This window comes from Pseudomonas palmensis (assembly GCF_049942755.1).
Taxonomy (GTDB): domain Bacteria; phylum Pseudomonadota; class Gammaproteobacteria; order Pseudomonadales; family Pseudomonadaceae; genus Aquipseudomonas; species Aquipseudomonas palmensis.
Genome location: NZ_CP187958.1, coordinates 1875350 through 1898959 on the forward strand (window position 1 = coordinate 1875350; position 23610 = coordinate 1898959).

Genomic DNA, 23610 nt, shown 5'->3' on the forward strand with positions numbered 1-23610 from the left:
GATCGCGCGCCCACCCGACCATCTGAAAAACCGAACCTGATGAAACCGACCCTGATTGCCGCCGCCGAACTCGACCGCCTGGATACCTGGCAGAGGTATTCCAGCCACATGTGCGGGGGCTGCATGTCCAGTTGCTGCACCTTGCCGGTGGAGGTCAAGCTCACGGATCTGATCCGCATTGGCGTGGTGGACGAATTCGAACGGGGCGAGCCGCCCAAGAACATCGCCAAGCGCCTGCAGAAGGATGGGATCGTCGAGCGCTTCAACCAGAAGTCCGGGATCTTCACCTTGCAGCGCATGAGCAACGACGATTGCTTGTACCTGGACCGCAAGACGCGGTTCTGCACCATTTACGACAAGCGCCCCGACACCTGCCGCAACCACCCAAGGATCGGCCCGCGGCCGGGGTACTGCGCGTACAAGCCAAAGCCCGTGGCCCGCTGAAAAGCATCGCGGGTCAAGCCCGCTCCCACAAGGTTGTGCATTTACCTGTGGGAGCGGGCTTGACCCGCGATTCGGCCAGCGCAAGTTTCAGGCCTTGCACAAACAAAAACGCCCCCGGCCTTTCGACCGGGGGCGTTTTCATTCAGCCTGAGCTAACTCAGTTCTTGGCTTTCTTGGCAGCGCGGGTACGCTCGCCTTCGTCCAGGATCTTCTTGCGCAGACGGATCGACTTGGGCGTGACTTCGCACAGCTCGTCGTCCTGGATGAATTCCAGGGCCTGTTCCAGGGTGAAGCGAACAGGTGGCACCAGAGCGATGGTTTCGTCTTTGCCCGAAGCACGCATGTTGTCGAGCTTCTTGCCCTTGGTAGGGTTGACGCCCAGGTCGTTGTCACGGCTGTTCAGACCGACGATCTGACCGTTGTAGATCTCCTGGCCGTGCTCGACGAACAGCTTGCCGCGCGCCTGCAGGGTTTCCAGCGAGTAGGTCAGCGCCTTGCCGGTCTCTACCGATACCAGTACGCCGTTCTGACGGCCGGACATGTGGCCGGACTTCATTGGCGCGTAGCGATCGAAGATCGAGGTCAGGATGCCTGCACCGTTGGTCAGGGTCAGGAACTGGTTGCGGAAACCGATCAGACCACGGGCTGGAATGTTGTATTCCAGACGTACACGGCCCTTGCCATCCGGCACCATGTTGGTCAGGTCGCCTTTACGCAGGCCCATTTCTTCCATGACCTTGCCCTGCGAATCTTCAGGGATGTCGATGGTGACGTTCTCGAACGGCTCGTGCTTGGCACCGTCGATTTCGCGGATGATCACTTCCGGACGACCAACACCCATTTCGAAGCCTTCGCGACGCATGGTTTCGATCAGTACCGACAGGTGCAGCTCACCACGGCCCGATACCTTGAACTTGTCGGCCGAGTCGCCTTCTTCAACGCGCAGTGCAACGTTGTACAGCAGCTCCTTGTCCAGACGCTCCTTGATGTTGCGGCTGGTGACGAACTTGCCTTCCTTACCGCAGAACGGCGAGTCGTTGACCTGGAAGGTCATCGAAACGGTCGGCTCGTCGACGGTCAGCGGCTTCATCGCCTCGACTGCGTCCGGGGAGCACAGGGTGTCGGAGATGAACAGCTCGTCGAAACCGCTGATGCAGACGATGTCGCCAGCCTGGGCTTCTTCGACGTCGACGCGGTGCAGGCCGTGGTGACCCATCAGCTTGAGGATACGACCGTTGCGGCGCTTGCCGTCAACGTCGATGGCCACAACCGGGGTGTTCGGCTTGACGCGACCACGGGCGATGCGGCCAACACCGATCACGCCCAGGAAGCTGTTGTAGTCCAGTGCCGAGATCTGCATCTGGAACGGACCGTCGCGGTCGACGCTTGGCGCTGGCACGTTGTCGACGATCGACTGGTACAGCGGGGTCATGTCTTCGGCCATTTCGGTGTGGTCCAGACCGGCAATGCCGTTCAGGGCCGAGGCGTAGACGACCTTGAAGTCCAGCTGTTCGTCGGTGGCACCCAGGTTGTCGAACAGGTCGAAGATCTGGTCCAGAACCCAGTCAGGACGCGCGCCCGGACGGTCGACCTTGTTGATCACCACGATCGGACGCAGGCCGGCTTCGAAAGCCTTCTTGGTCACGAAACGGGTTTGCGGCATAGGGCCGTCCTGGGCGTCTACCAGCAGCAGCACGGAGTCGACCATCGACATCACGCGCTCTACTTCACCACCGAAGTCGGCGTGGCCCGGGGTGTCCACGATGTTGATGTGGTAGCCGTTCCAGTTGATGGCGGTGTTTTTCGCCAGAATGGTAATGCCGCGCTCTTTTTCCTGGTCGTTGGAGTCCATCACGCGCTCGTCGTTGAGCTCGTTGCGCTCCAGGGTGCCGGACTGACGCAGCAGTTTGTCTACCAGGGTGGTCTTGCCATGGTCAACGTGGGCGATGATGGCGATGTTGCGTAGATTTTCGATCACTTGTGTATCTCGATCAGAGGATTCGGGTTGCCGCCCAGTCTAGGCGGCGAATGTGAATGAACGGCGCTCAACGGGCTCGTCGGTCGGGAGGGCGATGGCGGATACTGCCGCCATACAACCCCGGCATCTTATGTCGGACGATAAACGCGCACATTGGCATGCCCCTCACTCAGTAGATGGTGGGCATGCAGGCGACTCATCACTCCCTTGTCGCAATACAGCAAGTACTGGCGCGTGGGGTCCAGCTCCTTGAAGCGACTGTTGAGGGCGTAGAACGGCAAGGCCTTGACCTCGATGCCGTCCAGTTCCAGAGGCTGGTCTTCCTGGGCGTCGGGGTGACGAATGTCGATCACCACCTGCCCGGCCAGCGCCTGGCTGACTTCTTCGATCTGGATATCCTGGCCCAGTTCATCGATCACGTGGTCGATGGACACCAGGCGGGCGCGTTCCAGGGCGCGCTCGAGCACGGCCATGTCGAACTGCTTCTCTTCATGGTCGACGCGGTGACGCTTGGCACAGGTGGTCGGGTTCACCGAGATCACGCCGCAGTACTCTGGCATGTGCTTGGCGAACTCGGCGGTGCCGATTTCATTGGCCTGGTCGATGATGTCCTGCTTGTGGCTGGCCAGCAGCGGGCGCAGCACCAGCTTCTCGGTGGCCGAGTCGATCACCGCCAGGTTGGGCAATGTCTGGCTGGACACCTGGGAAATCGCCTCGCCGGTGACCAGCGCGTCGATCTGCAGGCGGTCGGCGATGTTGGTGGCGGCGCGCAGCATCATGCGCTTGAGGGTCACGCCCATGTAGCTGTTGTCGACCTTGCCGAGGATCTCGCCCACCACCTCTTCGAACGGCACGCTGACGAACAGCACGCGCTGGCTGCTGCCGTACTTCTTCCACAGGTAGTGCGCGACTTCCATCACGCCCAGCTCGTGGGCACGGCCGCCCAGGTTGAAGAAGCAGAAGTGGGTCATCAGGCCGCGGCGCATCATCTGGTAGGCCGCCACGGTGGAGTCGAAGCCGCCGGACATCAGCACCAGGGTCTGCTCCAGCGCGCCCAGCGGGTAGCCGCCGATGCCCTTGTGCTGGTTGTGGATCACGTACAGGCGCTTGTCGCGGATCTCGATGCGCACTTCCACTTCGGGGTTGCGCAGGTCGATGCCGGCGGCGCCGCACTGCTGGCGCAGCTGGCTGCCGACATAGCGGTCGACGTCCATCGAGCTGAAATCATGGTGGCCGCCGCGCTTGCAGCGCACGGCAAAGTGCTTGCCGGCCAGCAGGTGGCCGAAATGCGTCTTGCACTTGGCGACGATATCGTCGAAGTCGCCCAGCGGGTACTCATCGACCTGGAGGAAATGCGCGATGCCCGGCATGCAGCTCAGGCGCTCGGTCATTTCGCGCAGCACTTTCTCGTCGTCCAGGCGGGTGACCACCTCCAGATTGTCCCAGACACCATCGACCGCGAGCGCAGGATCCAGGTCCTTGAGCACGGTGCGGATGTTGCGGCCCAGTTGACGGATGAAGCGCTTTCGAACCGGGCGGCTCTTGATGGTGATCTCTGGAAAGACTTTGACGATTAGTTTCATGAAAACAGCGCGCGCGTGGCCAGCCGAAAAAGAAGGGGCGCGGATTATAGCGGAATTCGCTCAAGCTTTGAGCAACTTTTGTACAGAAGGTTTCACGCGCACCATTTTGGGTCACTCAAACGAAAAAACGCCTCCTAAGGGTGCAGGAAAAACCCCTGAAGCGCCGTTGGCACCCGTAAACGCGTGAGAATGGGGCGAAAAACCCAACTCGGGGCACTGGCATGCAATTTGCTCCCTTGTGAGGCAGGTTGCCTTGGCCGACTATTCGCGCCCGGCATCACCCAAATTACAAGGGCTGCACAGGCACGCTCTACCCCACCCGGAGGACACCATGTCGAAGTCGGTTCAACTCATCAAAGATCATGACGTTAAATGGATTGATCTGCGCTTCACTGACACCAAGGGCACCCAGCACCACGTCACCATGCCAGCCCGTGACGCGCTGGAAGACGACTTCTTCGAAGCCGGCAAGATGTTCGACGGTTCCTCCATCGCTGGCTGGAAAGGCATCGAAGCCTCCGACATGATCCTGATGCCGGACGACTCCACCGCCGTGCTCGACCCGTTCACCGAAGAGCCGACCCTGATCCTGGTCTGCGACATCATCGAACCGTCGACCATGCAAGGCTACGACCGCGACCCGCGCGCCATCGCCAAGCAGGCCGAAGAGTTCCTGCGCTCCACCGGCATCGGCGACACCGTATTCGCAGGCCCTGAGCCTGAGTTCTTCATCTTCGACGAAGTGAAGTTCAAGTCCGACATTTCGGGCTCGATGTTCAAGATCTACTCCGAGCAGGGCTCGTGGATGTCCGACCAGGACGTGGAAGGTGGCAACAAGGGCCACCGTCCAGGCGTCAAGGGCGGCTACTTCCCGGTTCCGCCGTTCGACCACGACCACGAGATCCGTACTGCCATGTGCAACGCACTGGAAGAAATGGGCCAGGTCGTCGAAGTGCACCACCACGAAGTGGCGACTGCCGGTCAGAACGAAATCGGCGTCAAGTTCAACACCCTGGTGAAAAAAGCTGACGAAGTTCAGACCCTGAAATACGTCGTGCACAACGTTGCCGACGCCTATGGCCGCACCGCTACCTTCATGCCAAAACCGCTATACGGCGACAACGGCTCGGGCATGCACGTGCACATGTCGATCTGGAAAGACGGCAAGAACACCTTCGCCGGCGAAGGCTATGCCGGCCTGTCCGATACCGCCCTGTACTTCATCGGCGGCATCATCAAGCACGGCAAGGCCCTGAACGGCTTCACCAACCCGTCGACCAACTCCTACAAGCGTCTGGTCCCGGGCTTCGAAGCCCCGGTCATGCTGGCCTACTCGGCACGCAACCGTTCTGCCTCGATCCGCATTCCTTACGTGTCGAGCCCCAAGGCCCGCCGTATCGAAGCGCGCTTCCCGGACCCGGCGGCCAACCCGTACCTGGCCTTCGCTGCGCTGCTGATGGCCGGCCTGGACGGCATCCAGAACAAGATCCACCCAGGCGATGCCGCCGACAAGAACCTGTACGACCTGCCGCCTGAAGAGGCCAAAGAGATCCCGCAGGTCTGTGGCAGCCTGAAGGAAGCCCTGGAAGAGCTGGACAAGGGCCGTGCGTTCCTGACCAAGGGCGGCGTGTTCTCCGACGAGTTCATCGATGCCTACATCGCCCTGAAAAGCGAAGAAGAAATCAAGGTGCGCACCTTCGTACACCCACTGGAATACGAGCTGTACTACAGCTGCTAAGCCAGTGACGCTCGCTCACGCGGCGTAACGAGAGAGGCCTCCCATTCGGGAGGCCTTTTTTTTGCGCTGACTTCATCGCGGGTCAAGCCGCTGCTACAAACCAGTGGGAACGGGCTTGACCCGCGATGAAGTCAGCAGTGCTCTACAATGGTGCACAAGGCAGCGCTACCCCTGCACCAACAGCCCATTTTGGTTCAAAAACAGCCTGCAACCTGTTAACCCAGTCATTTTTTGCGCAGCCAAGGCCCGGTTTCAGGGAATTGCGCTTCTTTTCGGAGCCTTGGTTTGGTTCTTGCATTTTCCTGGCATCAGCCGATTACCAGCGCGCGCCACCCTGGCCCCGATCAGGGCGGTACTGTGCCAAAAGAGGTCAACGACGCCCCATGACCATCAGCGATGCACTGCACCGACTGCTACTGGACAACCTGACCACTGCCACCATTCTGCTCAATGCCGAATTGCGCCTGGAGTACATGAACCCGGCAGCGGAAATGCTCCTGGCCATCAGCGGCCAGCGCAGCCACGGGCAGTTCATCAGCGAGCTGTTCACCGAATCGACCGAAGCGCTCAACTCGCTGCGCCAGGCCGTGGAGCACGCGCACCCGTTCACCAAGCGCGAAGCCATGCTCACCGCCCTCACCGGCCAGACCCTGACCGTCGACTACGCCGTCACCCCGATCCTCAACCACGGCCGCACCCTGCTGCTGCTCGAAGTGCACCCGCGCGACCGCCTGCTGCGCATCACCAAGGAAGAGGCGCAGCTGTCCAAGCAGGAAACCACCAAGATGCTGGTGCGCGGCATGGCCCACGAAATCAAGAACCCGCTGGGCGGCATCCGTGGCGCCGCGCAGCTGCTGGCCCGCGAACTGCCCGACAACGGCCTCAAGGACTACACCAACGTCATCATCGAAGAGGCCGACCGCCTGCGTAACCTGGTCGACCGCATGCTCGGCTCCAACAAACTGCCGTCGCTGGCCATGACCAACATCCACGAAGTGCTCGAGCGCGTGTGCAGCCTGGTGGAGGCCGAAAGCCAGGGCGGCATCACCCTGGTGCGCGACTACGACCCGAGCCTGCCCGACGTGCTGGTGGACCGCGAGCAGATGATCCAGGCCGTGCTCAACATCGTGCGCAACGCCATGCAGGCCATCAGCGGGCAGAACGAGCTGCGCCTGGGCCGCATCACCCTGCGCAGCCGCGCCATGCGCCAGTTCACCATCGGCCACACCCGCCACCGCCTGGTGGCGCGCATCGAAATCATCGACAACGGCCCGGGTATACCCGCGGAACTGCAGGACACCCTCTTCTATCCCATGGTCAGCGGTCGCCCGGACGGTACCGGGCTGGGCCTGGCCATCACCCAGAACATCATCAGCCAGCACCAGGGCCTGATCGAATGTGACAGCCACCCTGGCCACACCACCTTCTCGATCTTCCTGCCGCTGGAACAAGGAGCCACTTCTTCATGAGCCGAAGCGAAACCGTCTGGATCGTCGACGACGACCGCTCCATCCGTTGGGTCCTGGAAAAAGCCCTGCAACAGGAAGGCATGACCACCCAGAGCTTCGACAGTGCCGATGGGGTCATGAGCCGCCTGGCCCGCCAGCAGCCGGACGTGATCATCTCCGACATTCGCATGCCCGGTGCCAGCGGCCTGGACCTGCTGGCGCAGATCCGCGAGCAGCACCCGCGTCTGCCGGTGATCATCATGACCGCGCACTCGGACCTGGACAGCGCCGTGGCCTCGTACCAGGGCGGCGCGTTCGAGTACCTGCCCAAGCCATTCGACGTGGACGAGGCGGTGTCGCTGGTCAAGCGCGCCAACCAGCACGCCCAGGAACAGCAGGGCATGGCCGAGCCCCAGGCGCTGACCCGCACCCCGGAAATCATCGGCGAAGCGCCGGCCATGCAGGAGGTGTTTCGCGCCATCGGCCGGCTCAGCCATTCCAACATCACCGTGCTGATCAACGGCGAATCGGGCACCGGCAAGGAGTTGGTGGCCCACGCCCTGCACCGTCACAGCCCGCGCGCCGCCTCGCCGTTCATCGCGCTGAACATGGCGGCGATCCCCAAGGACCTGATGGAATCCGAGCTGTTCGGCCATGAAAAGGGCGCGTTCACCGGCGCGGCCAACCTGCGCCGCGGGCGTTTCGAGCAGGCCGACGGCGGCACGCTGTTTCTCGACGAGATCGGCGACATGCCGGCCGACACCCAGACCCGCCTGCTGCGCGTGCTGGCCGATGGCGAATTCTACCGGGTGGGCGGGCATGTGCCGGTGAAGGTGGACGTGCGCATCATTGCCGCCACCCACCAGAACCTGGAAACCCTGGTGCAGGCCGGCAAGTTCCGTGAAGACCTGTTCCACCGCCTGAACGTGATCCGCATCCACATCCCGCGCCTGGCCGACCGCCGCGAAGACATCCCGACCCTGGCCCGGCACTTTCTGGGGCGTGCGGCGCAGGAGCTGTCGGTGGAGCCCAAGCTGCTCAAGCCCGAGACCGAGGAGTTCATGCGCAACCTGCCGTGGCCGGGCAACGTGCGCCAGCTGGAGAACACCTGCCGCTGGATCACGGTGATGGCCTCGGGGCGCGAGGTGCATATCGGCGACTTGCCGCCGGAGCTGCTGAACCTGCCGCAGGACGCGGCGCCGGTGACCAACTGGGAGCAGGCGCTGCGCCAGTGGGCCGACCAGGCGCTGAGCCGTGGCCAGTCGAACCTGCTGGACAGCGCAGTGCCGAGTTTCGAGCGGATCATGATCGAGACGGCGCTCAAGCACACCGCCGGGCGGCGGCGCGATGCAGCGGTGCTGCTGGGCTGGGGGCGCAACACCCTGACGCGCAAGATCAAGGAACTGGGCATGAAGGTCGACGGCGGGGACGACGAGGGCGACGACGAGGCCTGACTCAGGGGCCTCTTCGCCGGCAAGGCCGGTTCCTACAAACGCCGCCGTACCTGTAGGAGCCGGCCTTGCCGGCGAACGGCTTGCCCCATTGCTGCACCATGCCTGCCCCCGCTGCACCGCCTGAAGGCAAAAACACCCCTCACAACCGCATCAAACCCTGCAAAACCCCTGGTTCCATTGCCCCAGGCCAACTTGGCACACCCCCTGCATATACCTAAGCACAACCCAGTTTTGGGGACCTTGGTACAGGCAGGCCGGGGAATCCCCTCTTTTATTCGTGCAGTTTCACCTGCACCCTCCAGCGGCCCTGCACCGGCTCGCCGGCCCAGTCGCCGCGCAGCGGCCGGGCCGCCACCAGGCTCAGCAACAGGCCCTGGTCGCTGTTCTGCAGGCGCCAGCTCACGGGCTTGCCCGCCAACTGCAACTGACCCTTCTGGCTCCGCCCGCTGGCCTGGAACACCAGCGCCAGCGTGCCCTCGACCTCCTCGCCATGCAGTTGCGGCTCTTCGTTGAACCACAGGTTCAGGCCATCGGCCACCACCTCCACCCGCTCCAGTACCCGTGGTTCAGGCGCGGTGAGGCGGCCGATCATCAGGCCCACCAGCATGCCGAACAGGGCCATGGAGAACAGCACCCGCGGCCACAGTTTCGAACGCGGGTCCGGTTCGGGGGTAGAATGCTCGTCATCTTTATGCTCGGAGCCGTGCATGTTTCACGTCATCCTTTTTCAACCGGAAATTCCACCGAATACCGGCAACATTATACGGCTGTGCGCCAACAGCGGCTGCCAGCTGCACCTGATCGACCCGATCGGCTTCGAACTGGACGACAAGCGCCTGCGCCGTGCGGGCCTGGATTACCACGAGTACGCCACCCTCAAGCGCCACAGCGACCTGCCCAGCTGCCTCGAGAGCCTGGGCAACCCGCGCCTGTTCGCCTTCACCACCAAGGGCTCGCGGCCGTTTCACGACGTGGCCTTCGCCCCCGGCGACGCCTTTCTGTTCGGCCCCGAAAGCCGTGGCCTGCCGCCCGAAGTGCTCGACCCGCTGGGCAGCGACCAGCGCCTGCGCCTGCCCATGCGTGAAGGCTGCCGCAGCCTGAACCTGTCCAACACCGTGGCCGTGGCGGTGTACGAAGCCTGGCGCCAGCAAGGTTTTGCCTGAGGCATGAAAAAAGCGCCCCGAAGGGCGCTTTCAACGTACCGCAGTCAGCTTACTGCAGCGAAGGCGCTTCGCCTGCTTCCTGCATGCGCTGCATCTCTTGCGCGTACAGGGCATCGAAGTTCACCGGCGACAGCATCAGGGCCGGGAACGAACCACGGGTCACCAGGTTGTCCAGCGCTTCACGCGCATACGGGAACAGGATGTTCGGGCAGAACGCGCCCAGGGTGTGGCTCATCGAAGCCGGGTCGAGGTTCTTGATCAGGAAGATACCCGCCTGCTGAACTTCGGCGATGAAGGCAACCTCTTCACCGTTCTTGACCGTGACCGACAGGGTCAGCACGACCTCGTGGAAATCGCCTTCCAGGCCTTTCTGTTTGGTGTTCAGGTCCAGCGCGACGCTCGGTTCCCACTGCTGGCGGAAGATCGCCGGGCTTTTCGGCGCTTCGAACGACAGGTCACGCACATAGATGCGCTGCAGGGAGAATTGCGGGGAGCTTTCGTCGGCTGCCGCAGCGCCGTTGTTCTGTTCTTCAGTCATGACAGATCCTTCTTTGCAGGGTCTTGTAGGGAATTCAGGCCTTGAGCAGCGCGTCGAGCTTGCCGGCGCGCTCAAGGGCAAACAGGTCGTCGCAACCGCCGACGTGGGTGCTGCCGATCCAGATCTGCGGCACCGAGGTGCGGCCGGCCTTCTGGCTCATCTCTGCGCGCAGCTGGGGCTTGCCATCGACCTTGATCTCTTCGAAGGCCACACCTTTGCTGGACAGCAGCTGCTTGGCACGCGAGCAGTAAGGGCAGTAGTCGCTGGAGTAGACGATGACGTTGCTCATGTCACTTCACCAGCGGCAGCTTATCGGCCTTCCAGCTCGACACGCCGCCCGACAGCTTGGCGGCGTTGAAGCCGGCCTTGAGCAGGTCGCGGCACACGGCGCCGGCATGCTGGCCCAGGTTGTCGACCACGATCAGGGTCTTGGTCGCCTTGTGCTTTTCCAGCTCGCCGATACGCGCGGCGAACTTGTCCTGCGGGATGTTCAGCGCGCCGACGATGTGCCCGGCGGAGAACTCCTTGCTGGCACGGATATCGATGACCAGGCCCTTGTCGGCGTTGACCAGCGCGGTCAGTTCGCCGTTGCTCAGGCTGCGGCCGCCCTTGCGCGCTTCGGTGACGATCAGCAGGACCAGCAGAACGACGAAGATACCAACCAGCAGATAGTGAGATGTCGCGAATTCGATCAGGTGAGCAACCATCAGAGGGTTCCGGGCCGTTAAAAATGATGGGCAGTATACACAGCACCCAAGGCCGGCCAAAGCCCACCGGCACTGGTTGTCGACAGTAATTCTCATTGCCGGGCTGCTACCCGTCGGGCGGCAATGGCGGGCGCGCAAGGTTAATTCGTCACTGCTGACCAATTTGCCCTAAAATGCGTGTCTTTATCACCTGACAAAAGCGCGAGTGGGATAGATGACTAGCACGCCAAAACCCTTGGTCCTGATCATCCTGGATGGTTTCGGTCACAGCGAAAGCCACGAATACAACGCCATCTATTCGGCCACCACGCCGGTTTACGACCGCCTGCGCGCCACCCAGCCGCACGGCCTGATCTCGGGCTCGGGCATGGACGTGGGCCTGCCCGACGGGCAGATGGGCAACTCCGAAGTCGGCCACATGAACCTGGGTGCCGGGCGCGTGGTGTACCAGGATTTCACCCGCGTGACCAAGGCCATCAAGGATGGCGAGTTCTTCCAGAACCCGGTGCTGTGCGACGCCGTGGACAAGGCTGCCGGTGCCGGCAAGGCCGTGCACATCCTCGGCCTGCTGTCCGATGGTGGCGTGCACAGCCACCAGGACCACCTGGTGGCCATGGCCGAACTGGCCGCGCAACGTGGCGCCGAGAAGATCTACCTGCACGCCTTCCTCGACGGCCGCGACACCCCGCCCAAGAGCGCACAGTCTTCCATCGAACTGCTCGACGCCACCTTCGCCCGCCTGGGCAAGGGCCGCATCGCCAGCCTCATCGGCCGTTACTTCGCGATGGACCGCGACAACCGCTGGGACCGCGTCAGCGCCGCCTACAACCTGATCGTCGACAGCACCGCCGAATTCAGCGCCAGCACCGCCACCGCCGGCCTTGAAGCCGCCTATGCACGCGGCGAGAGCGACGAGTTCGTCAAGGCCACCCGCGTGGGCGAGGCCGTCAGGGTCGAGGACGGCGACGCGGTGATCTTCATGAACTTTCGCGCCGACCGCGCCCGCGAGCTGTCGCGGGTATTCGTCGAGCCGGACTTCAACGAGTTCCCGCGCGCACGCCTGCCCAAACTGGCCGCCTATATCGGCCTGACCCAGTACTCGGCCAAGATCGCCGCCCCGGCGGCGTTCGCCCCAGGCAGCCTGAACAACGTACTGGGCGAGTACCTGGCCAAGAAGGGCAAGACCCAGCTGCGCATCGCCGAAACCGAAAAGTACGCCCACGTCACCTTCTTCTTCTCCGGCGGGCGCGAAGAACCGTTCGAAGGCGAAGAGCGCATCCTGATCCCGTCGCCGAAGGTCGCCACCTACGACCTGCAGCCGGAAATGAGCGCGCCGGAGGTCACCGACCGCATCGTCGAGGCCATCGAACAGCAGCGCTATGACGTGATCGTGGTCAACTACGCCAACGGCGACATGGTCGGCCACAGCGGCGTGTTCGACGCTGCGGTCAAGGCCGTGGAGGCCCTGGACCTGTGCGTGGGCCGCATCGTCGAGGCCCTCGACAAGGTGGGTGGCGAAGCGCTGATCACCGCCGACCACGGCAACGTCGAGCAGATGGAAGACGCGTGCACCGGCCAGGCCCACACCGCCCACACCACCGAGCCGGTGCCGTTCATCTATGTCGGCAAGCGCAACCTCAAGGTGCGTGAAGGCGGCGTGCTGGCGGACGTGGCGCCGACCATGCTCAAGCTGCTGGGCCTGGAAAAACCGGCCGAAATGACCGGTACTTCGATTCTCGTAGACGTCTGAACGGCACGCCCTACGCTGCACGGTTCAAGCTGCAGGAGCCAGCGCCACGTGCGCTGCGCCTCTTGCGGCGTGCAGCTTGAAACAGGCAGCTGAATCGCATCCCGCTTGAAGGTCGTTTTTTTTGATCGCCATGGCGGGCATACTAGGCCAGTCTCCATCCTGGGTTCCGCCTACTCCATGCTTCGCGCACTTATCCTCATAGCCCTGACCTGCCTGTTCGGCCCGGCATTCGCCGACGAGCGCGCGCAAACCCAGCAGCAACTGGACGCCACGCGCCAGGACATTGCCGAGCTGAAAAAGCTGCTTGGCCAGTTGCAGCAGGAAAAGTCCGGCGTGCAGAAAGACCTGCGCGGCACCGAAACCGAAATCGGCAAGCTGCAAAAGCAGGTGGAGGCCCTGCAGCAGGAACTAAAAAAGACTGAAGGCGAGCTGGAGCGCCTCGACAAAGAGAAAAAAAAACTCCAGAGCGCCCGCGTTGAACAGCAACGCCTGATCGCCATCCAGGCCCGTTCGGCCTACCAGAACGGTCGTGAGGAATACCTCAAGCTGCTGCTCAACCAGCAGAACCCCGAGAAGTTCGCGCGCACCCTCACCTATTACGACTACCTGAGCCAGGCCCGCCTGGAGCAGCTGCGCAGCTTCAACGAGACCCTGCGCCAGCTGGCCAATGTGGAAAAGGACATCGCCCTGCAGCAGGCCCAGTTGCTGGCCCAGCAAGGCACCCTCGAAACCCAGCGCCAGGACCTGGAAAAGGTCCGCGCCGAGCGCCAGCAGGTGCTGGCCAAGCTCAACAGCGACGTCAAGGCACGCGACCAGAAGCTGGCCGCCCGCGAACAGGACCAGGCCGACCTCGCCCAGGTGCTCAAGACCATCGAGCAGACCCTGGCACGCCAGGCGCGCGAAGCCGAAGAGGCGCGTCAGCGGGCCCTGCTGGCCGCCCAGGAAGCCGAGAAGCAGCGCCAGCGCGAAGCCCTGGCCGCCAACCAGGACGCCACCCCGAAAAAGCCCAGGGCAGTGCCCGGGCCGCTGGTTTCCAGCGACGGCGCCACCTTCGGCGGCGCTTTTTCTGCAGCACGGGGCAAACTTCCATGGCCGGTCAATGGTCGATTGCTGGCACGTTTTGGTGAAACCCGCGGCGACGACTCGCGAGCCAAGTGGGACGGGGTGATGATCAGCGCCTCCGCCGGCAGCCAGGTACATGCGGTGCATGGCGGGCGCGTGGTGTTCGCCGACTGGTTGCGCGGCGCCGGACTTCTGGTCATTCTCGACCATGGCAACGGCTACCTGAGCCTGTACGGGCACAACCAGAGCCTGCTCAAGAATGCCGGCGACGTGGTCAAGTCGGGCGAGGCGATCTCCACCGTCGGCAACAGCGGCGGCCAGGACACCGCCGCCCTGTACTTCGCGATTCGCCAGCAAGGCCGCCCGAGCGACCCGACACAATGGTGCCGTGCCCAGGGATAGGGGCACATCGTTCATTTCACGCTAGCCCCGCCAACCGGTGCCAGCGACGCTCCCCCGGGGGCAAAACCAGGATCAGGAGTTCGTTCGACATGCTGCATACGCCTCGCCTTACCTCGCTGGCCCTGACCATTGCCCTGGTCATCGGCGCGCCACTGGCCCACGCGGCCGAGCCTGCCAAGCCAGCCACGGTGGCACCGACCACGGTCACTGCCCAGGCGCCGCTGCCGCTGGAAGAGCTGCGCACCTTCGCCGAGGTGATGGACCGCATCAAGGCCGCCTATGTCGAGCCGGTGGACGACAAGACCCTGCTCGAAAACGCCATCAAGGGCATGCTCAGCAACCTCGACCCGCACTCCGCCTACCTGGGCCCGGAAGACTTCCAGGAGCTGCAGGAGAGCACCAGCGGCGAGTTCGGCGGCCTGGGCATCGAAGTGGGCATGGAGGACGGCTTCGTCAAGGTGGTATCGCCCATCGACGACACCCCGGCCTCGCGTGCCGGCATCGAGGCGGGCGACCTGATCGTCAAGATCGACGGCCAGCCGACCCGCGGCCAGACCATGACCGAGGCGGTCGACAAGATGCGCGGCAAGATCGGCCAGAAGATCACCCTGACCCTGGTGCGCGACGGCGGCACGCCGTTCGACGTGACCCTGGCCCGCGCGGTCATCCAGGTCAAGAGCGTCAAGTCGCAGCTGCTCGAGGACGGCTACGGCTATATCCGCATCACCCAGTTCCAGGTCAAGACCGGCGAAGAGGTAGGCAAGGCCCTGGCCAAGCTGCGCAAGGACAACGGCAAGAAACTGCGCGGCCTGGTGCTGGACCTGCGCAACAACCCCGGTGGCGTGCTGCAGGCCGCCGTCGAAGTGGCCGACCACTTCCTGACCAAGGGCCTGATCGTGTACACCAAGGGCCGCATCGCCAACTCCGAACTGCGCTTCTCGGCCGACCCGGCCGATGCCAGCGAAGGCGTGCCGCTGGTGGTGCTGATCAACGGCGGCAGCGCCTCGGCCTCCGAGATTGTCGCCGGCGCCCTGCAGGACCAGAAGCGCGGCGTACTGATGGGCACCGACAGTTTCGGCAAGGGCTCGGTACAGACCGTGCTGCCGCTGAACAACGACCGCGCCCTGAAGATCACCACCGCGCTGTACTACACCCCCAACGGCCGCTCGATCCAGGCCCAGGGCATCGTGCCGGACATCGAGGTGCGCCGCGCCAAGATCACCAGCGAGCAGGACAACGACAACTTCAAGGAAGCCGACCTGCAAGGTCACCTGGGCAACGGCAACGGCGGCGCCGACCGGCCTTCGGGCAAGGCCGCGAGCAAGAAGGACCGTCCGCAGGACGACGACTTCCAGCTCAGCCAGGCGCTGAACCTGCTCAAGGGCCTGAGCATCACCAGCGGCAAGTGATGCGCCATCTGCTGTTCGCCCTGCTCTGCCTGGCCGGTACCGCACACGCGGCGCCGGCCAAGGCCTACCTCACGCTGATCATCGACGACCTGGGGCAGAGCCCTGCGCGAGATGCGCGCACCCTGGCCCTGCCCGGCCCGGTCACCCTCGCGATCATGCCCGATACCCCGCACGCCACCGCGTTCGCCCGCCAGGCGCACAAGGCCGGCAAGACGGTGATCCTGCACATGCCCATGGACCCGGCCACCGGCCCCTACGCCTGGCACCCGGATACCCCGCTGCCGGAGCTGGAACAACGCCTGGGCGCAGCCCTGGCCAAGGTGCCCTATGCCAGCGGCATCAACAACCACATGGGCAGCCGCATGACTGCACAGCCGCTGCCCATGGCCTGGCTGATGGGCGAGTTGCAGCGCCGCCATCTGTTCTTTGTCGACAGCCGCACCAGCGCCGCCACGGTCGCTGCGGCCAAGGCGCAGGAACAGGGGCTGGCAAGCCTGTCGCGGGATGTGTTCCTGGATGACGTGCGCACCCCCGAGGCGATTGCCGGGCAACTGCGCATCGCCGTGGAGCTGGCGCGCCGGCAGGGCTCGGCTGTACTGATCGGCCACCCCTACCCGCAAACCCTGGAGGTGCTCGAACGCGAGCTGCCTCGCCTGAAGGCGCAGGGCATCGAGTGGGTCGAGATCCACCAGATGATTGCCCTGCGCAGCAACCAGGCGATGGCGGCCCACGGTGCCGGCGGGCGCTATCGCGCCAGCGCCGGCGGCCAGTGAGGCGCCTACGCCAGGGGGCGTAGCGGAAACCAGCCCTTGATGAAGGCCGGGGTGAGGTCGGCGCGCCAGATCACGCCCATCTTGCCGGTGGTTTTCGCCTCTTCGAGCAGGTCGGCATAGCCTTTGGTGCGTTGCGCCTCCAGTTTGATGTGGCCCTTGCTGAACGCTGCCGTGGGCGTGTCCAGGGCAGGATAGTGCAGGTGCACGTACCATTTGTCGCCGCCCGCCACACGCACTTCGTACTCGTCGATGAAGTCGCCGGCCGCCAGGGCCTTGCGCGGCGCCTTGAAGTCGATGTGCAGTTGCTTGCGCTCCCACAGATACAGCAGGTTGCGCGCGGTGGGCTTCTGCGCCTTGCACATGCTCAGGCGCAGGGCATCGGCTGCGTCCCTGAGCCCCTGGGCCTCCTGGCGCAGCTGGGCAACGATGGCCTGCTCGGTATCGGGCAGGCCGCTGTGGCGCTCGAAGTCATCCGCCACGCGGATCAGCCGATCGGCCAGGATGGTCAGCGGGAACACGATATCCCCCGGTTGATGCCCGCTGCCGGACAACCCCTGCTGCTTGGCCTTGAGCGGGGCGACCTGATCGAGCACCTGGCGCGCCTCGCTGCGCAGGGCCTTGCGCGGCTTGAGGCCGACCGGCGTGGCGGGCAGTACGGTCTTGATCGGGTTCCAGTCATCGCCGCCGTGCTCGCGGTAGGACGCCACGATGCGGTGGTTGGCATCCTCGATATCCACGATCGGCACCGGCTCGCCGGGCGATGGCGCCCGTACCCGCCCCACCACCACCCGGCGGGTACGCGTGACGATCACCTTGCGCTTGCGCGTCGGCCGGGGCGCCGTGCTGGTGGCCGGCACCGTGACCAGGCTGTCCAGTTCTGCCCTGGCGCTGGCATCGAGCTCGTCGAGGGTCTGCACGAACGCCGCCAGATAGTCCTTGCCGGGCACCGGCGCGAACAGGTCGCCCACATACTGGGCAACCGCCTTGGCCCGCGAGTAGCAGTGCGAGGCCTCGCGCAGCACCTGGATGCGCTCCTGGGGCGTGAACTCCTGGGCATCGATGCCCAGCTGCTCATGCGAAAGCACCCCGGCGACGATGTCCGGGTCCAGCAGCAAGTCCTTGTAGAATGGGCGCTGGGTGGCGTCCGCGATACGCGTGTCCAGGCTCATGTAGCCGAGGATTTCCAGATAGGCCGTGCGGATGCGCTGGGCGCTGAACACCTTGAGCTCTTCACGCTTGGCCTCGCCATAGCGGATGATCTCGTCGGCCGTGGCCTTGACCGCCGGTTCGCGCCGAACCTCCTCGACCAGGGCGCTGCAGGCCTCGGCCTGCTCCAGAGCCAGCAGGTGGAACGTCTCGTTCTGCGTGTTGGCCTCCAGCAACGCGGAAAACGGCTGTGCGGTATCACCCAGGGTGACCTGGAACGCATTCTCGATCCAGGCATCGTGCAACGAGATCTTGAACTGCTTGCTGTGGTACTGGGCCTGCAACTGCAGGCGCGCCTGGAAGTTCATCCTGAAGTTCAGGTTCAGCGCCTTGCTGTAGTCGACCGCAGTGATATGGCCGTAGAAATCCGCCAGTTTCAGGGTTTCGCGGGCTTCGAGGGTGGTGCGCAGCAGGTCCTTGGCCACTTCGATGAAGGCGTCCTGCTCGACCTTGAGTGCCTGCTCGGCCACTTGCGCACGCGTGCGTGCCTGCTTCATCGCTACCAGCCGGGTCGCCGTGCGATCGAGCTGGTACTCGCGCTGGGCCTTGAACATCGGGTCGAGCAAGGCGTTGAGCTCGTTGACCTTGGGGGTCATGGCCACAATGCGCCTGAGGCAATCCTGCTGCGCCGACTCCAGCGTGGCGTTGAGCTGCTGAAGCTGCAGCCTGTTCTGCGCCTTCTTCTCCTGCAGGCTCATGCGCTTTTTCGGCCCGCCCCCGCGCAGCCCCAGGCGCAGGTCCAGTTGCCAGCTGCCTTCGCTGCTACGCCGCAGCCACGGGCCACGGCGGCTGCTGTCGAGGGGGTCGACGATGCAGAAGCGCCCCTCCACCTCCAGCACGCGGTACCAGCGGTCATCGAGTTTTACATGCGCGTGCCCGTCGATCAGCGCCAGGCCGCGGCGCTCCCCCGTCTCGATCAGGCCCGTCGGCTCCTGGCCGGGCATGACCTGCATCGGGCGCAGGAACGCACGCAGCTCGGGCGCCGCTTCGTTGCGCATGCCGCTCCAGGAGAAGTCCATGGCCGTCGGCAACGCACCGGCACTGCGCAGTTGCGGGCCCAGGGGTTGCTGCACCGGTACCAGCACGCCGGTCACTGGCAGCTCGCCGCGCACCGGCAACGTTTGCTGCAGCATCGAGGGTTGCACCTTGATCGGCGTCGCGCGCGCGATGCCGACCTCCCCGGCCCCGTGCATGAACACCGTGCTCAGGTTGAACAGCAGGTCGACCACGGCCTGGGCGCGCGTGGTGTCATCCCCCTCGCGCAGCGCCTTGAAGTCGCTGTCCAGGCTGCTGACCAGTTGCACCAGCCATCCGGCGACAGCTGTCGGCCCACGCAGGTAGGGCAGCGCGATATTGAACAGCAGCCAGCCCGCCTCCTTGAAGCGCAGCCAGCGATCTTCGGCGTTGGATACCGATTGCCGGTCACCCAGGGTGATCAGCGCATCCACCGTACTGGTGTAGAAATGCGCCAGCAGGTCACCGGTCAGCGCAGCGCCGCCAAGACGCGGCACGTTCGCCCCCGGCACAGCCACCGGTTCATCCACCGTGATACCCAGGTGAGGGTTGGCGAAGCCGCCATTGGCATAGATGCGCCGGGCGTCCCGTCCCATCCAGCTCAGCACGCTGGCTTGCAGCTCGGGTTCCTCGAGGGCCTTGAACAATGCAGCCTCGCTGGCAAATTCGCGCAGCAGGGGCTCGAACAGCGGTCGGTACAGCACCCGCTCGGGCCTGCCGGGCAGGGCGAACACGAACATGTTGTCGACCTCGTCGGGGCTGGCCCCTTCGCCACTGAGGAAGGTCAGCGGGCGCACCTCGACCCGGTCGGTCTGGTCGGTGCTCATGGCGTAGTCCACGCAGCGCAGGCCCTGGCGGGTGAAGCCCTGCTCGCCCCTGATCCGGTACTCCAGCGCCAGCAATGGCAGTTGTGCGCGCAGCGTGTCGGCGAACAGCTGCCGACGCTCGTCGGCCTGGCGTGCATCGGTGCGCATGGCCTGTTCGATCACTGCCAGGTAGTTGGCCCCGACATCCACGGCGGTGATGAGTGTCATCACATACTCGGCGCTCAGCCATGCGGCGATCTCGTCGCCATCGGCATGGGCAATGCTCATCGGGCCCTTGGGCAGGCCGGACAGGTTTTCCAGCGCGGCATCCACCAGCAGCAGCCTGACCGTCTCGACGAAGCCGAAGCCACCCTGGCCATAGGGCACCTGGAAGGTCAGCACCAGCTTGTAGGGGTCGTAGGTCGGCCCGCCCGGTTGATCTGCCGCCATGCGCTCGCCCAGCGCCTTGGCGGCATAGTCGCGCAGGGTCGGGATACCGTGGTCATAGGCCTTGCCGGCATTGTGCTGGTGCGCCAGCGCCATGCTCAGCCATTGCATGCGGTAGTCCAGGTAATCGGCCCCCGAAGCCTGCTTGAGCCATGCCGGCAGCTGGCCAAGCACCTGGGTGTCGGCAGGCGTCGGCACGAATGCCCGGTTGCCGGCCAGGCGCGCAGCCACATCGGACACCGTGGCAAACAACCCCTCGAGCTCGGTCACCGACTGCCCGCCCAGACGCAGCGCCTGCACGTCGCGCAGTTGCTGATCGAGCAACGCCTCGGCCTGGACCCTGAACGGATTGCCTTCGACCTCCAGCAACTGCCACTGCAGCCCGACCAGCCGATAGGCGCCTTCGAGTTCGTCGGTCAACGCCTCGCCGAACGCCTTCAGCGAGGTGTGGGCGCTGACCTGACCTGCGGGCGTACAGCGCAGCACCTGCTCGCCGCGGACCAACACCAGATCGCTGAGCAGCATCTGCGTGCTTGTCAGGCTGGCGTCGAGCTGCAGTTGCACCAGGTACACCCGTACGGCTTGCTCGCCCTGGGCCTGACGCAGCGACCAGCGTGGCCATTGCAGCACCTGGCCCAGCATCCCGGCCCAGGCCTGTTTGCCGCCGGCGTGTGGCACCAGGGCCTGGGCCAGGGTTCTGGCCAGCCAGCTCAGGCGCGGAACGCCTTCACTGCCCCTGGCCTGCCAGTAGGTCATCAGGGCCCGCTGGAACTCGGCCACGATGCCGTCGGCAAACACCTTGATCATTTCGCGCAGGGTGTCCGCATCAAGTGCATGGCCCTGCAGCTTGAGTTTCACCGCGTCGGCCTGGCCCAGAAAACCGGACAAGCCCCCCGCATGCATCTGCAACGGCTCCCAGGTGCACAGATTGTCCAGTGCAGCGTCCACCAGCGGGCGTACCTGATAGAACTGCGCGCTGCTGTCGGGCACGTACAAACGCAGCGCCTCCACATCGGCGGACAGCCCGGGGAAGTACTCGCGCAGCAAACGCTCCAGCAGCGTGACGCTGGCGCTGCGCAGGGTCGGGCGGCTGGCGAACTGCTCGGCCACCATGGCGGCGAGGGCATTGTCGGGTTCGGGCGTGGGCAGGTCTTGCAGGATATGCAGTGGCATCTAACACCTTCCATGAGTGATCGGGCTGTGCAATTCACAGCGACGATCCATCACAGCAGCCCGGTGCATGGCCGCGGCACTACATAGTTAGGCGCTTACAGGTAGCGGGCGAAGGTGGCGTCGACGAAGCCTTCGTCGCGCAACTGGTCCAGGCTGTGCTGGAGCTTTTCCACCACCGCATCGGGTACCTGGCGGTTGAGTGCCAGGTACAGCTGGGCGCCGTTGAAGCGCAGCACGGTCTTGAGCTGGGTGATACCGATCTGGCGGGCCAGGTAGCGCCCGGCGGGGTCACCGGTGGCCCACAGGTCGATCTGGCCTTCGAGCAGCTTGCGCGCGTTGTCCTGGTCGCGCAGCACGGTGATCGGCTTGAGCCCCTTGCTGCTCAGGTGCTGGGCGATGGCATCGCCCTTATAGGCACCGATCCGGTAGCCGCGCGCGTCGCCGAGGTGTTCGAGGGTGATGGGGCTGTCGGGGCGTGCCAGCAGAATCCAGTCGTCGGGGCCCAGCGGCCCGACCCACTTGAAGAGCTTTTCGCGGTCGGGTTGGCGGGCCATCACGAACACACCGTGATTGGGGCTGTTCAGGGCCTGCTGGTACACGCGTTCCCACGGGAAGCGCAGGGTCATGCTGTAGGGGATGGCGGCGCGCTTGAACATCTCGCGAACCAGGTCGGCGGCGATGCCCTGGATCTTGTCTTCGCGGGCGAAGTTCTTGCCGTCGCTGGCCATGTTGTAGGGCGGGAAGTTTTCGGTGAGCAGCACCATCGGGTCAGCGGCGCGGACGGTGGCAGCGAGGGAGAAGAGGCTGACGAGCACGACGAGCAAGCGTGTGAACATAGGATGGACCCGATTCCCTGGCGATGTGCCTGCATTACCTTAACAGCAAATGCTTCGCCGGCAAGGCCGGCTCCTACAGGTTCGCTGCAGTGTAGGAGCCGGCCTTGCCGGCGAATGCGGCCGCTCAGCGCACGCAGATGCCGCGCTGCGCCATGTAGGCCTTGGCTTCAGGCACCGTGTACTCGCCGAAGTGGAAGATGCTGGCCGCCAGCACTGCGCTGGCATGCCCTTCCAGGATGCCGTCGGCCAGGTGCTGCAGGTTGCCCACACCACCGGAGGCGATCACCGGAATGCCCAGCGCGTCGCTGATGGCGCGGGTCACGCCCAGGTCGAAGCCGCTCTTCATGCCGTCCTGGTCCATGCTGGTGAGCAGGATCTCGCCCGCGCCCAGGCCTTCCATCTTCTTCGCCCACTCCACCGCATCCAGCCCGGTAGGCTTGCGCCCGCCGTGGGTGAAGATCTCCCAGCGCGGGGTTTCGCCCGGGCCGGAGACCTTCTTGGCATCGATGGCAACCACGATGCACTGCGAGCCGAAATGCTGCGCGGCCTCGCCCACGAACTCGGGGTTGAACACCGCTGCGGTGTTGATCGAGACCTTGTCGGCACCGGCGTTGAGCAGGTTGCGGATGTCCTGCACGGTGCGCACGCCACCGCCCACGGTCAGCGGAATGAACACCTGGCTGGCCATGCGCTCGACGGTATGCAACGTGGTGTCGCGGCCATCGACGCTGGCAGTGATGTCGAGGAAGGTGATCTCGTCGGCACCCTGCTCATCGTAGCGACGGGCGATTTCCACCGGGTCGCCGGCATCACGGATGTTCTCGAACTTGACGCCCTTGACCACTCGACCGTTGTCGACGTCCAGGCAAGGGATGATGCGTTTGGCCAGCGCCATGCCGTTCTCCTCAGCCTTTGTAGCTGTCGCAGAAGGCTTGCGCCTCGGCCACATCCAGCGTGCCTTCGTAGATCGCACGGCCGGTGATGGCGCCGATGATCCCCGGTGCCCTGGCATCGAGCAGGGCCTTGATGTCACCCAGGTTGTGGATGCCACCGGAGGCGATCACCGGGATCTTGGTGGCGGCAGCCAGGGCGGCGGTGAACGGCACGTTGCAGCCTTGCATCATGCCGTCCTTGGCGATGTCGGTGTAGACGATCGCCGAGACGCCATCGGCCTCGAAACGCTTGGCCAGGTCGATGACCTGCACCGAGCTGACCTCGGCCCAGCCGTCGGTGGCCACGAAGCCGTCCTTGGCGTCCAGGCCCACGATCACCTTGCCGGGGAACGCACGGCAGGCTTCGGCCACGAACTCGGGTTGCTTGACCGCCTTGGTGCCGATGATCACGTAGCTGACGCCGGCCTTGACGTAGTGCTCGATGGTTTCCAGCGAGCGGATGCCGCCGCCGATCTGGATCGGCAGGTTCGGGTAGCGCTTGGCAATGGCAGTCACCACCTCGCCGTTGACCGGCTGGCCTTCGAAGGCACCGTTCAGGTCGACCAGGTGCAGGCGGCGGCAGCCACCGTCGACCCATTTGGCGGCCATGCTCACCGGGTCATCGGAAAATACCGTGGAATCTTCCATGCGGCCTTGGCGCAAACGTACGCAAGCACCGTCCTTGAGATCGATAGCGGGAATAATCAGCATCTGGGGAACCTGTCTATTCGGTAAACAGTGAGCTCG

Annotated in this window: 19 protein-coding genes; 9 read left to right on the forward strand and 10 right to left on the reverse strand. The window is 64.4% G+C overall.

Annotated elements, in window-relative coordinates; genetic code table 11:
- Window positions 1-39: 39 nt before the first annotated feature.
- A complete protein-coding gene (locus tag ACPRTJ_RS08520; RefSeq protein WP_043862189.1) occupies window positions 40-444 on the forward strand; it encodes a YkgJ family cysteine cluster protein in 405 nt (134 codons plus the stop codon).
- Between the two features lie 157 nt (window positions 445-601).
- On the opposite strand, the gene typA is transcribed toward ACPRTJ_RS08520, so the two are convergent.
- Window positions 602-2422 carry a translational GTPase TypA gene (gene typA / locus ACPRTJ_RS08525; RefSeq protein WP_043862190.1) on the reverse strand — a complete coding sequence of 607 codons (1821 nt, stop codon included), beginning with the start codon at window positions 2420-2422 and terminating at the stop codon, window positions 602-604.
- A 128-nt stretch (window positions 2423-2550) separates the two neighbouring features.
- Window positions 2551-4005 (reverse strand): tRNA uracil 4-sulfurtransferase ThiI, encoded by a 1455-nt coding sequence (thiI, locus tag ACPRTJ_RS08530; RefSeq protein WP_043862191.1) that lies wholly within the window; start codon window positions 4003-4005, stop codon window positions 2551-2553.
- Between the two features lie 331 nt (window positions 4006-4336).
- Between thiI and glnA the strand changes: the two genes are divergently transcribed.
- From glnA to ntrC, 3 genes are all read left to right on the forward strand, one after another.
- Window positions 4337-5743, forward strand: coding sequence for a glutamate--ammonia ligase (gene glnA, locus ACPRTJ_RS08535; protein ID WP_043862192.1), 1407 nt, complete (start codon window positions 4337-4339; stop codon window positions 5741-5743).
- A gap of 383 nt (window positions 5744-6126) precedes the next feature.
- Window positions 6127-7212, forward strand: a complete 1086-nt coding sequence (gene glnL, locus ACPRTJ_RS08540) for a nitrogen regulation protein NR(II) (protein ID WP_043862193.1) — start codon at window positions 6127-6129, stop codon at window positions 7210-7212.
- Entirely contained in the window at window positions 7209-8645 is a 1437-nt protein-coding gene (ntrC, locus tag ACPRTJ_RS08545; RefSeq protein WP_043862194.1) for a nitrogen regulation protein NR(I), read from the forward strand. The genes glnL and ntrC overlap by 4 nt, the downstream gene beginning before the upstream one ends.
- A 271-nt stretch (window positions 8646-8916) precedes the next feature.
- Here ntrC and ACPRTJ_RS08550 read toward each other — a convergent pair whose 3' ends face one another.
- Entirely contained in the window at window positions 8917-9354 is a 438-nt protein-coding gene (locus tag ACPRTJ_RS08550) for a hypothetical protein (protein ID WP_058541653.1), read from the reverse strand.
- Between ACPRTJ_RS08550 and ACPRTJ_RS08555 the strand changes: the two genes are divergently transcribed.
- Window positions 9353-9808, forward strand: coding sequence for a tRNA (cytidine(34)-2'-O)-methyltransferase (locus ACPRTJ_RS08555; RefSeq protein WP_043862196.1), 456 nt, complete (start codon window positions 9353-9355; stop codon window positions 9806-9808). The two genes, ACPRTJ_RS08550 and ACPRTJ_RS08555, sit on opposite strands and share 2 nt — an antisense overlap.
- Before the next feature lie 49 nt (window positions 9809-9857).
- Here the strand turns inward: ACPRTJ_RS08555 and secB are convergent, their stop codons facing one another.
- From secB to ACPRTJ_RS08570, 3 genes are read right to left on the reverse strand one after another with little or no spacing between them, the layout of a single operon-like run.
- Complete coding sequence (gene secB, locus ACPRTJ_RS08560; protein ID WP_043862197.1) at window positions 9858-10346, reverse strand: protein-export chaperone SecB; 489 nt, start codon at window positions 10344-10346, stop codon at window positions 9858-9860.
- A 34-nt stretch (window positions 10347-10380) separates the two neighbouring features.
- Window positions 10381-10635: a glutaredoxin 3 gene (gene grxC / locus ACPRTJ_RS08565; RefSeq protein ID WP_043862198.1), complete on the reverse strand. Its 255-nt coding sequence runs from the start codon at window positions 10633-10635 to the stop codon at window positions 10381-10383.
- Between the two features lies 1 nt (window position 10636).
- Window positions 10637-11053 (reverse strand): rhodanese-like domain-containing protein, encoded by a 417-nt coding sequence (locus tag ACPRTJ_RS08570; protein ID WP_426428574.1) that lies wholly within the window; start codon window positions 11051-11053, stop codon window positions 10637-10639.
- A gap of 214 nt (window positions 11054-11267) precedes the next feature.
- On the opposite strand from ACPRTJ_RS08570, the gene gpmI reads away from it, so the two are divergent.
- The 4 genes from gpmI (at window position 11268) to ACPRTJ_RS08590 (ending at window position 16449) form a co-directional block, all read left to right on the forward strand.
- Entirely contained in the window at window positions 11268-12803 is a 1536-nt protein-coding gene (gpmI, locus tag ACPRTJ_RS08575; RefSeq protein WP_043862200.1) for a 2,3-bisphosphoglycerate-independent phosphoglycerate mutase, read from the forward strand.
- Window positions 12804-12980: 177 nt separating this feature from the next.
- Window positions 12981-14267 (forward strand): murein hydrolase activator EnvC family protein, encoded by a 1287-nt coding sequence (locus ACPRTJ_RS08580; RefSeq protein ID WP_043862201.1) that lies wholly within the window; start codon window positions 12981-12983, stop codon window positions 14265-14267.
- Between the two features lie 89 nt (window positions 14268-14356).
- A complete protein-coding gene (locus ACPRTJ_RS08585; protein WP_043862202.1) occupies window positions 14357-15676 on the forward strand; it encodes a S41 family peptidase in 1320 nt (439 codons plus the stop codon).
- Entirely contained in the window at window positions 15676-16449 is a 774-nt protein-coding gene (locus ACPRTJ_RS08590; protein WP_426428577.1) for a divergent polysaccharide deacetylase family protein, read from the forward strand. Before ACPRTJ_RS08585 ends, ACPRTJ_RS08590 begins: the two co-directional genes overlap by 1 nt.
- 5 nt (window positions 16450-16454) lie before the next feature.
- Here the strand turns inward: ACPRTJ_RS08590 and ACPRTJ_RS08595 are convergent, their stop codons facing one another.
- From ACPRTJ_RS08595 to hisA, 4 genes are all read right to left on the reverse strand, one after another.
- Window positions 16455-21095, reverse strand: coding sequence for a hypothetical protein (locus tag ACPRTJ_RS08595; protein WP_426428578.1), 4641 nt, complete (start codon window positions 21093-21095; stop codon window positions 16455-16457).
- Window positions 21096-21190: 95 nt separating this feature from the next.
- Window positions 21191-21931, reverse strand: a complete 741-nt coding sequence (locus tag ACPRTJ_RS08600) for a substrate-binding periplasmic protein (RefSeq protein ID WP_054915786.1) — start codon at window positions 21929-21931, stop codon at window positions 21191-21193.
- A gap of 124 nt (window positions 21932-22055) precedes the next feature.
- A complete protein-coding gene (gene hisF, locus ACPRTJ_RS08605; RefSeq protein ID WP_043862206.1) occupies window positions 22056-22826 on the reverse strand; it encodes an imidazole glycerol phosphate synthase subunit HisF in 771 nt (256 codons plus the stop codon).
- Between the two features lie 10 nt (window positions 22827-22836).
- Window positions 22837-23574 carry a 1-(5-phosphoribosyl)-5-[(5-phosphoribosylamino)methylideneamino]imidazole-4-carboxamide isomerase gene (gene hisA, locus ACPRTJ_RS08610; protein WP_043862207.1) on the reverse strand — a complete coding sequence of 246 codons (738 nt, stop codon included), beginning with the start codon at window positions 23572-23574 and terminating at the stop codon, window positions 22837-22839.
- Window positions 23575-23610 lie beyond the last annotated feature (36 nt).

Excerpts from the sequence above, each read along its gene's own strand:
- ACPRTJ_RS08520 (WP_043862189.1), top strand. The coding sequence starts at position 40 with ATGAAACCGACCCTGATTGCCGCCGCCGAACTCGACCGCCTGGATACC.
- thiI (WP_043862191.1), bottom strand. The coding sequence starts at position 4,005 with ATGAAACTAATCGTCAAAGTCTTTCCAGAGATCACCATCAAGAGCCGC.
- glnA (WP_043862192.1), top strand. The coding sequence starts at position 4,337 with ATGTCGAAGTCGGTTCAACTCATCAAAGATCATGACGTTAAATGGATT.
- glnL (WP_043862193.1), top strand. The coding sequence starts at position 6,127 with ATGACCATCAGCGATGCACTGCACCGACTGCTACTGGACAACCTGACC.
- ntrC (WP_043862194.1), top strand. The coding sequence starts at position 7,209 with ATGAGCCGAAGCGAAACCGTCTGGATCGTCGACGACGACCGCTCCATC.
- ACPRTJ_RS08555 (WP_043862196.1), top strand. The coding sequence starts at position 9,353 with ATGTTTCACGTCATCCTTTTTCAACCGGAAATTCCACCGAATACCGGC.
- ACPRTJ_RS08550 (WP_058541653.1), bottom strand. The coding sequence starts at position 9,354 with ATGCACGGCTCCGAGCATAAAGATGACGAGCATTCTACCCCCGAACCG.
- secB (WP_043862197.1), bottom strand. The coding sequence starts at position 10,346 with ATGACTGAAGAACAGAACAACGGCGCTGCGGCAGCCGACGAAAGCTCC.
- grxC (WP_043862198.1), bottom strand. The coding sequence starts at position 10,635 with ATGAGCAACGTCATCGTCTACTCCAGCGACTACTGCCCTTACTGCTCG.
- ACPRTJ_RS08570 (WP_426428574.1), bottom strand. The coding sequence starts at position 11,053 with ATGGTTGCTCACCTGATCGAATTCGCGACATCTCACTATCTGCTGGTT.
- gpmI (WP_043862200.1), top strand. The coding sequence starts at position 11,268 with ATGACTAGCACGCCAAAACCCTTGGTCCTGATCATCCTGGATGGTTTC.
- ACPRTJ_RS08580 (WP_043862201.1), top strand. The coding sequence starts at position 12,981 with ATGCTTCGCGCACTTATCCTCATAGCCCTGACCTGCCTGTTCGGCCCG.
- ACPRTJ_RS08585 (WP_043862202.1), top strand. The coding sequence starts at position 14,357 with ATGCTGCATACGCCTCGCCTTACCTCGCTGGCCCTGACCATTGCCCTG.
- ACPRTJ_RS08590 (WP_426428577.1), top strand. The coding sequence starts at position 15,676 with ATGCGCCATCTGCTGTTCGCCCTGCTCTGCCTGGCCGGTACCGCACAC.
- ACPRTJ_RS08595 (WP_426428578.1), bottom strand. The coding sequence starts at position 21,095 with ATGCCACTGCATATCCTGCAAGACCTGCCCACGCCCGAACCCGACAAT.
- ACPRTJ_RS08600 (WP_054915786.1), bottom strand. The coding sequence starts at position 21,931 with ATGTTCACACGCTTGCTCGTCGTGCTCGTCAGCCTCTTCTCCCTCGCT.
- hisF (WP_043862206.1), bottom strand. The coding sequence starts at position 22,826 with ATGGCGCTGGCCAAACGCATCATCCCTTGCCTGGACGTCGACAACGGT.
- hisA (WP_043862207.1), bottom strand. The coding sequence starts at position 23,574 with ATGCTGATTATTCCCGCTATCGATCTCAAGGACGGTGCTTGCGTACGT.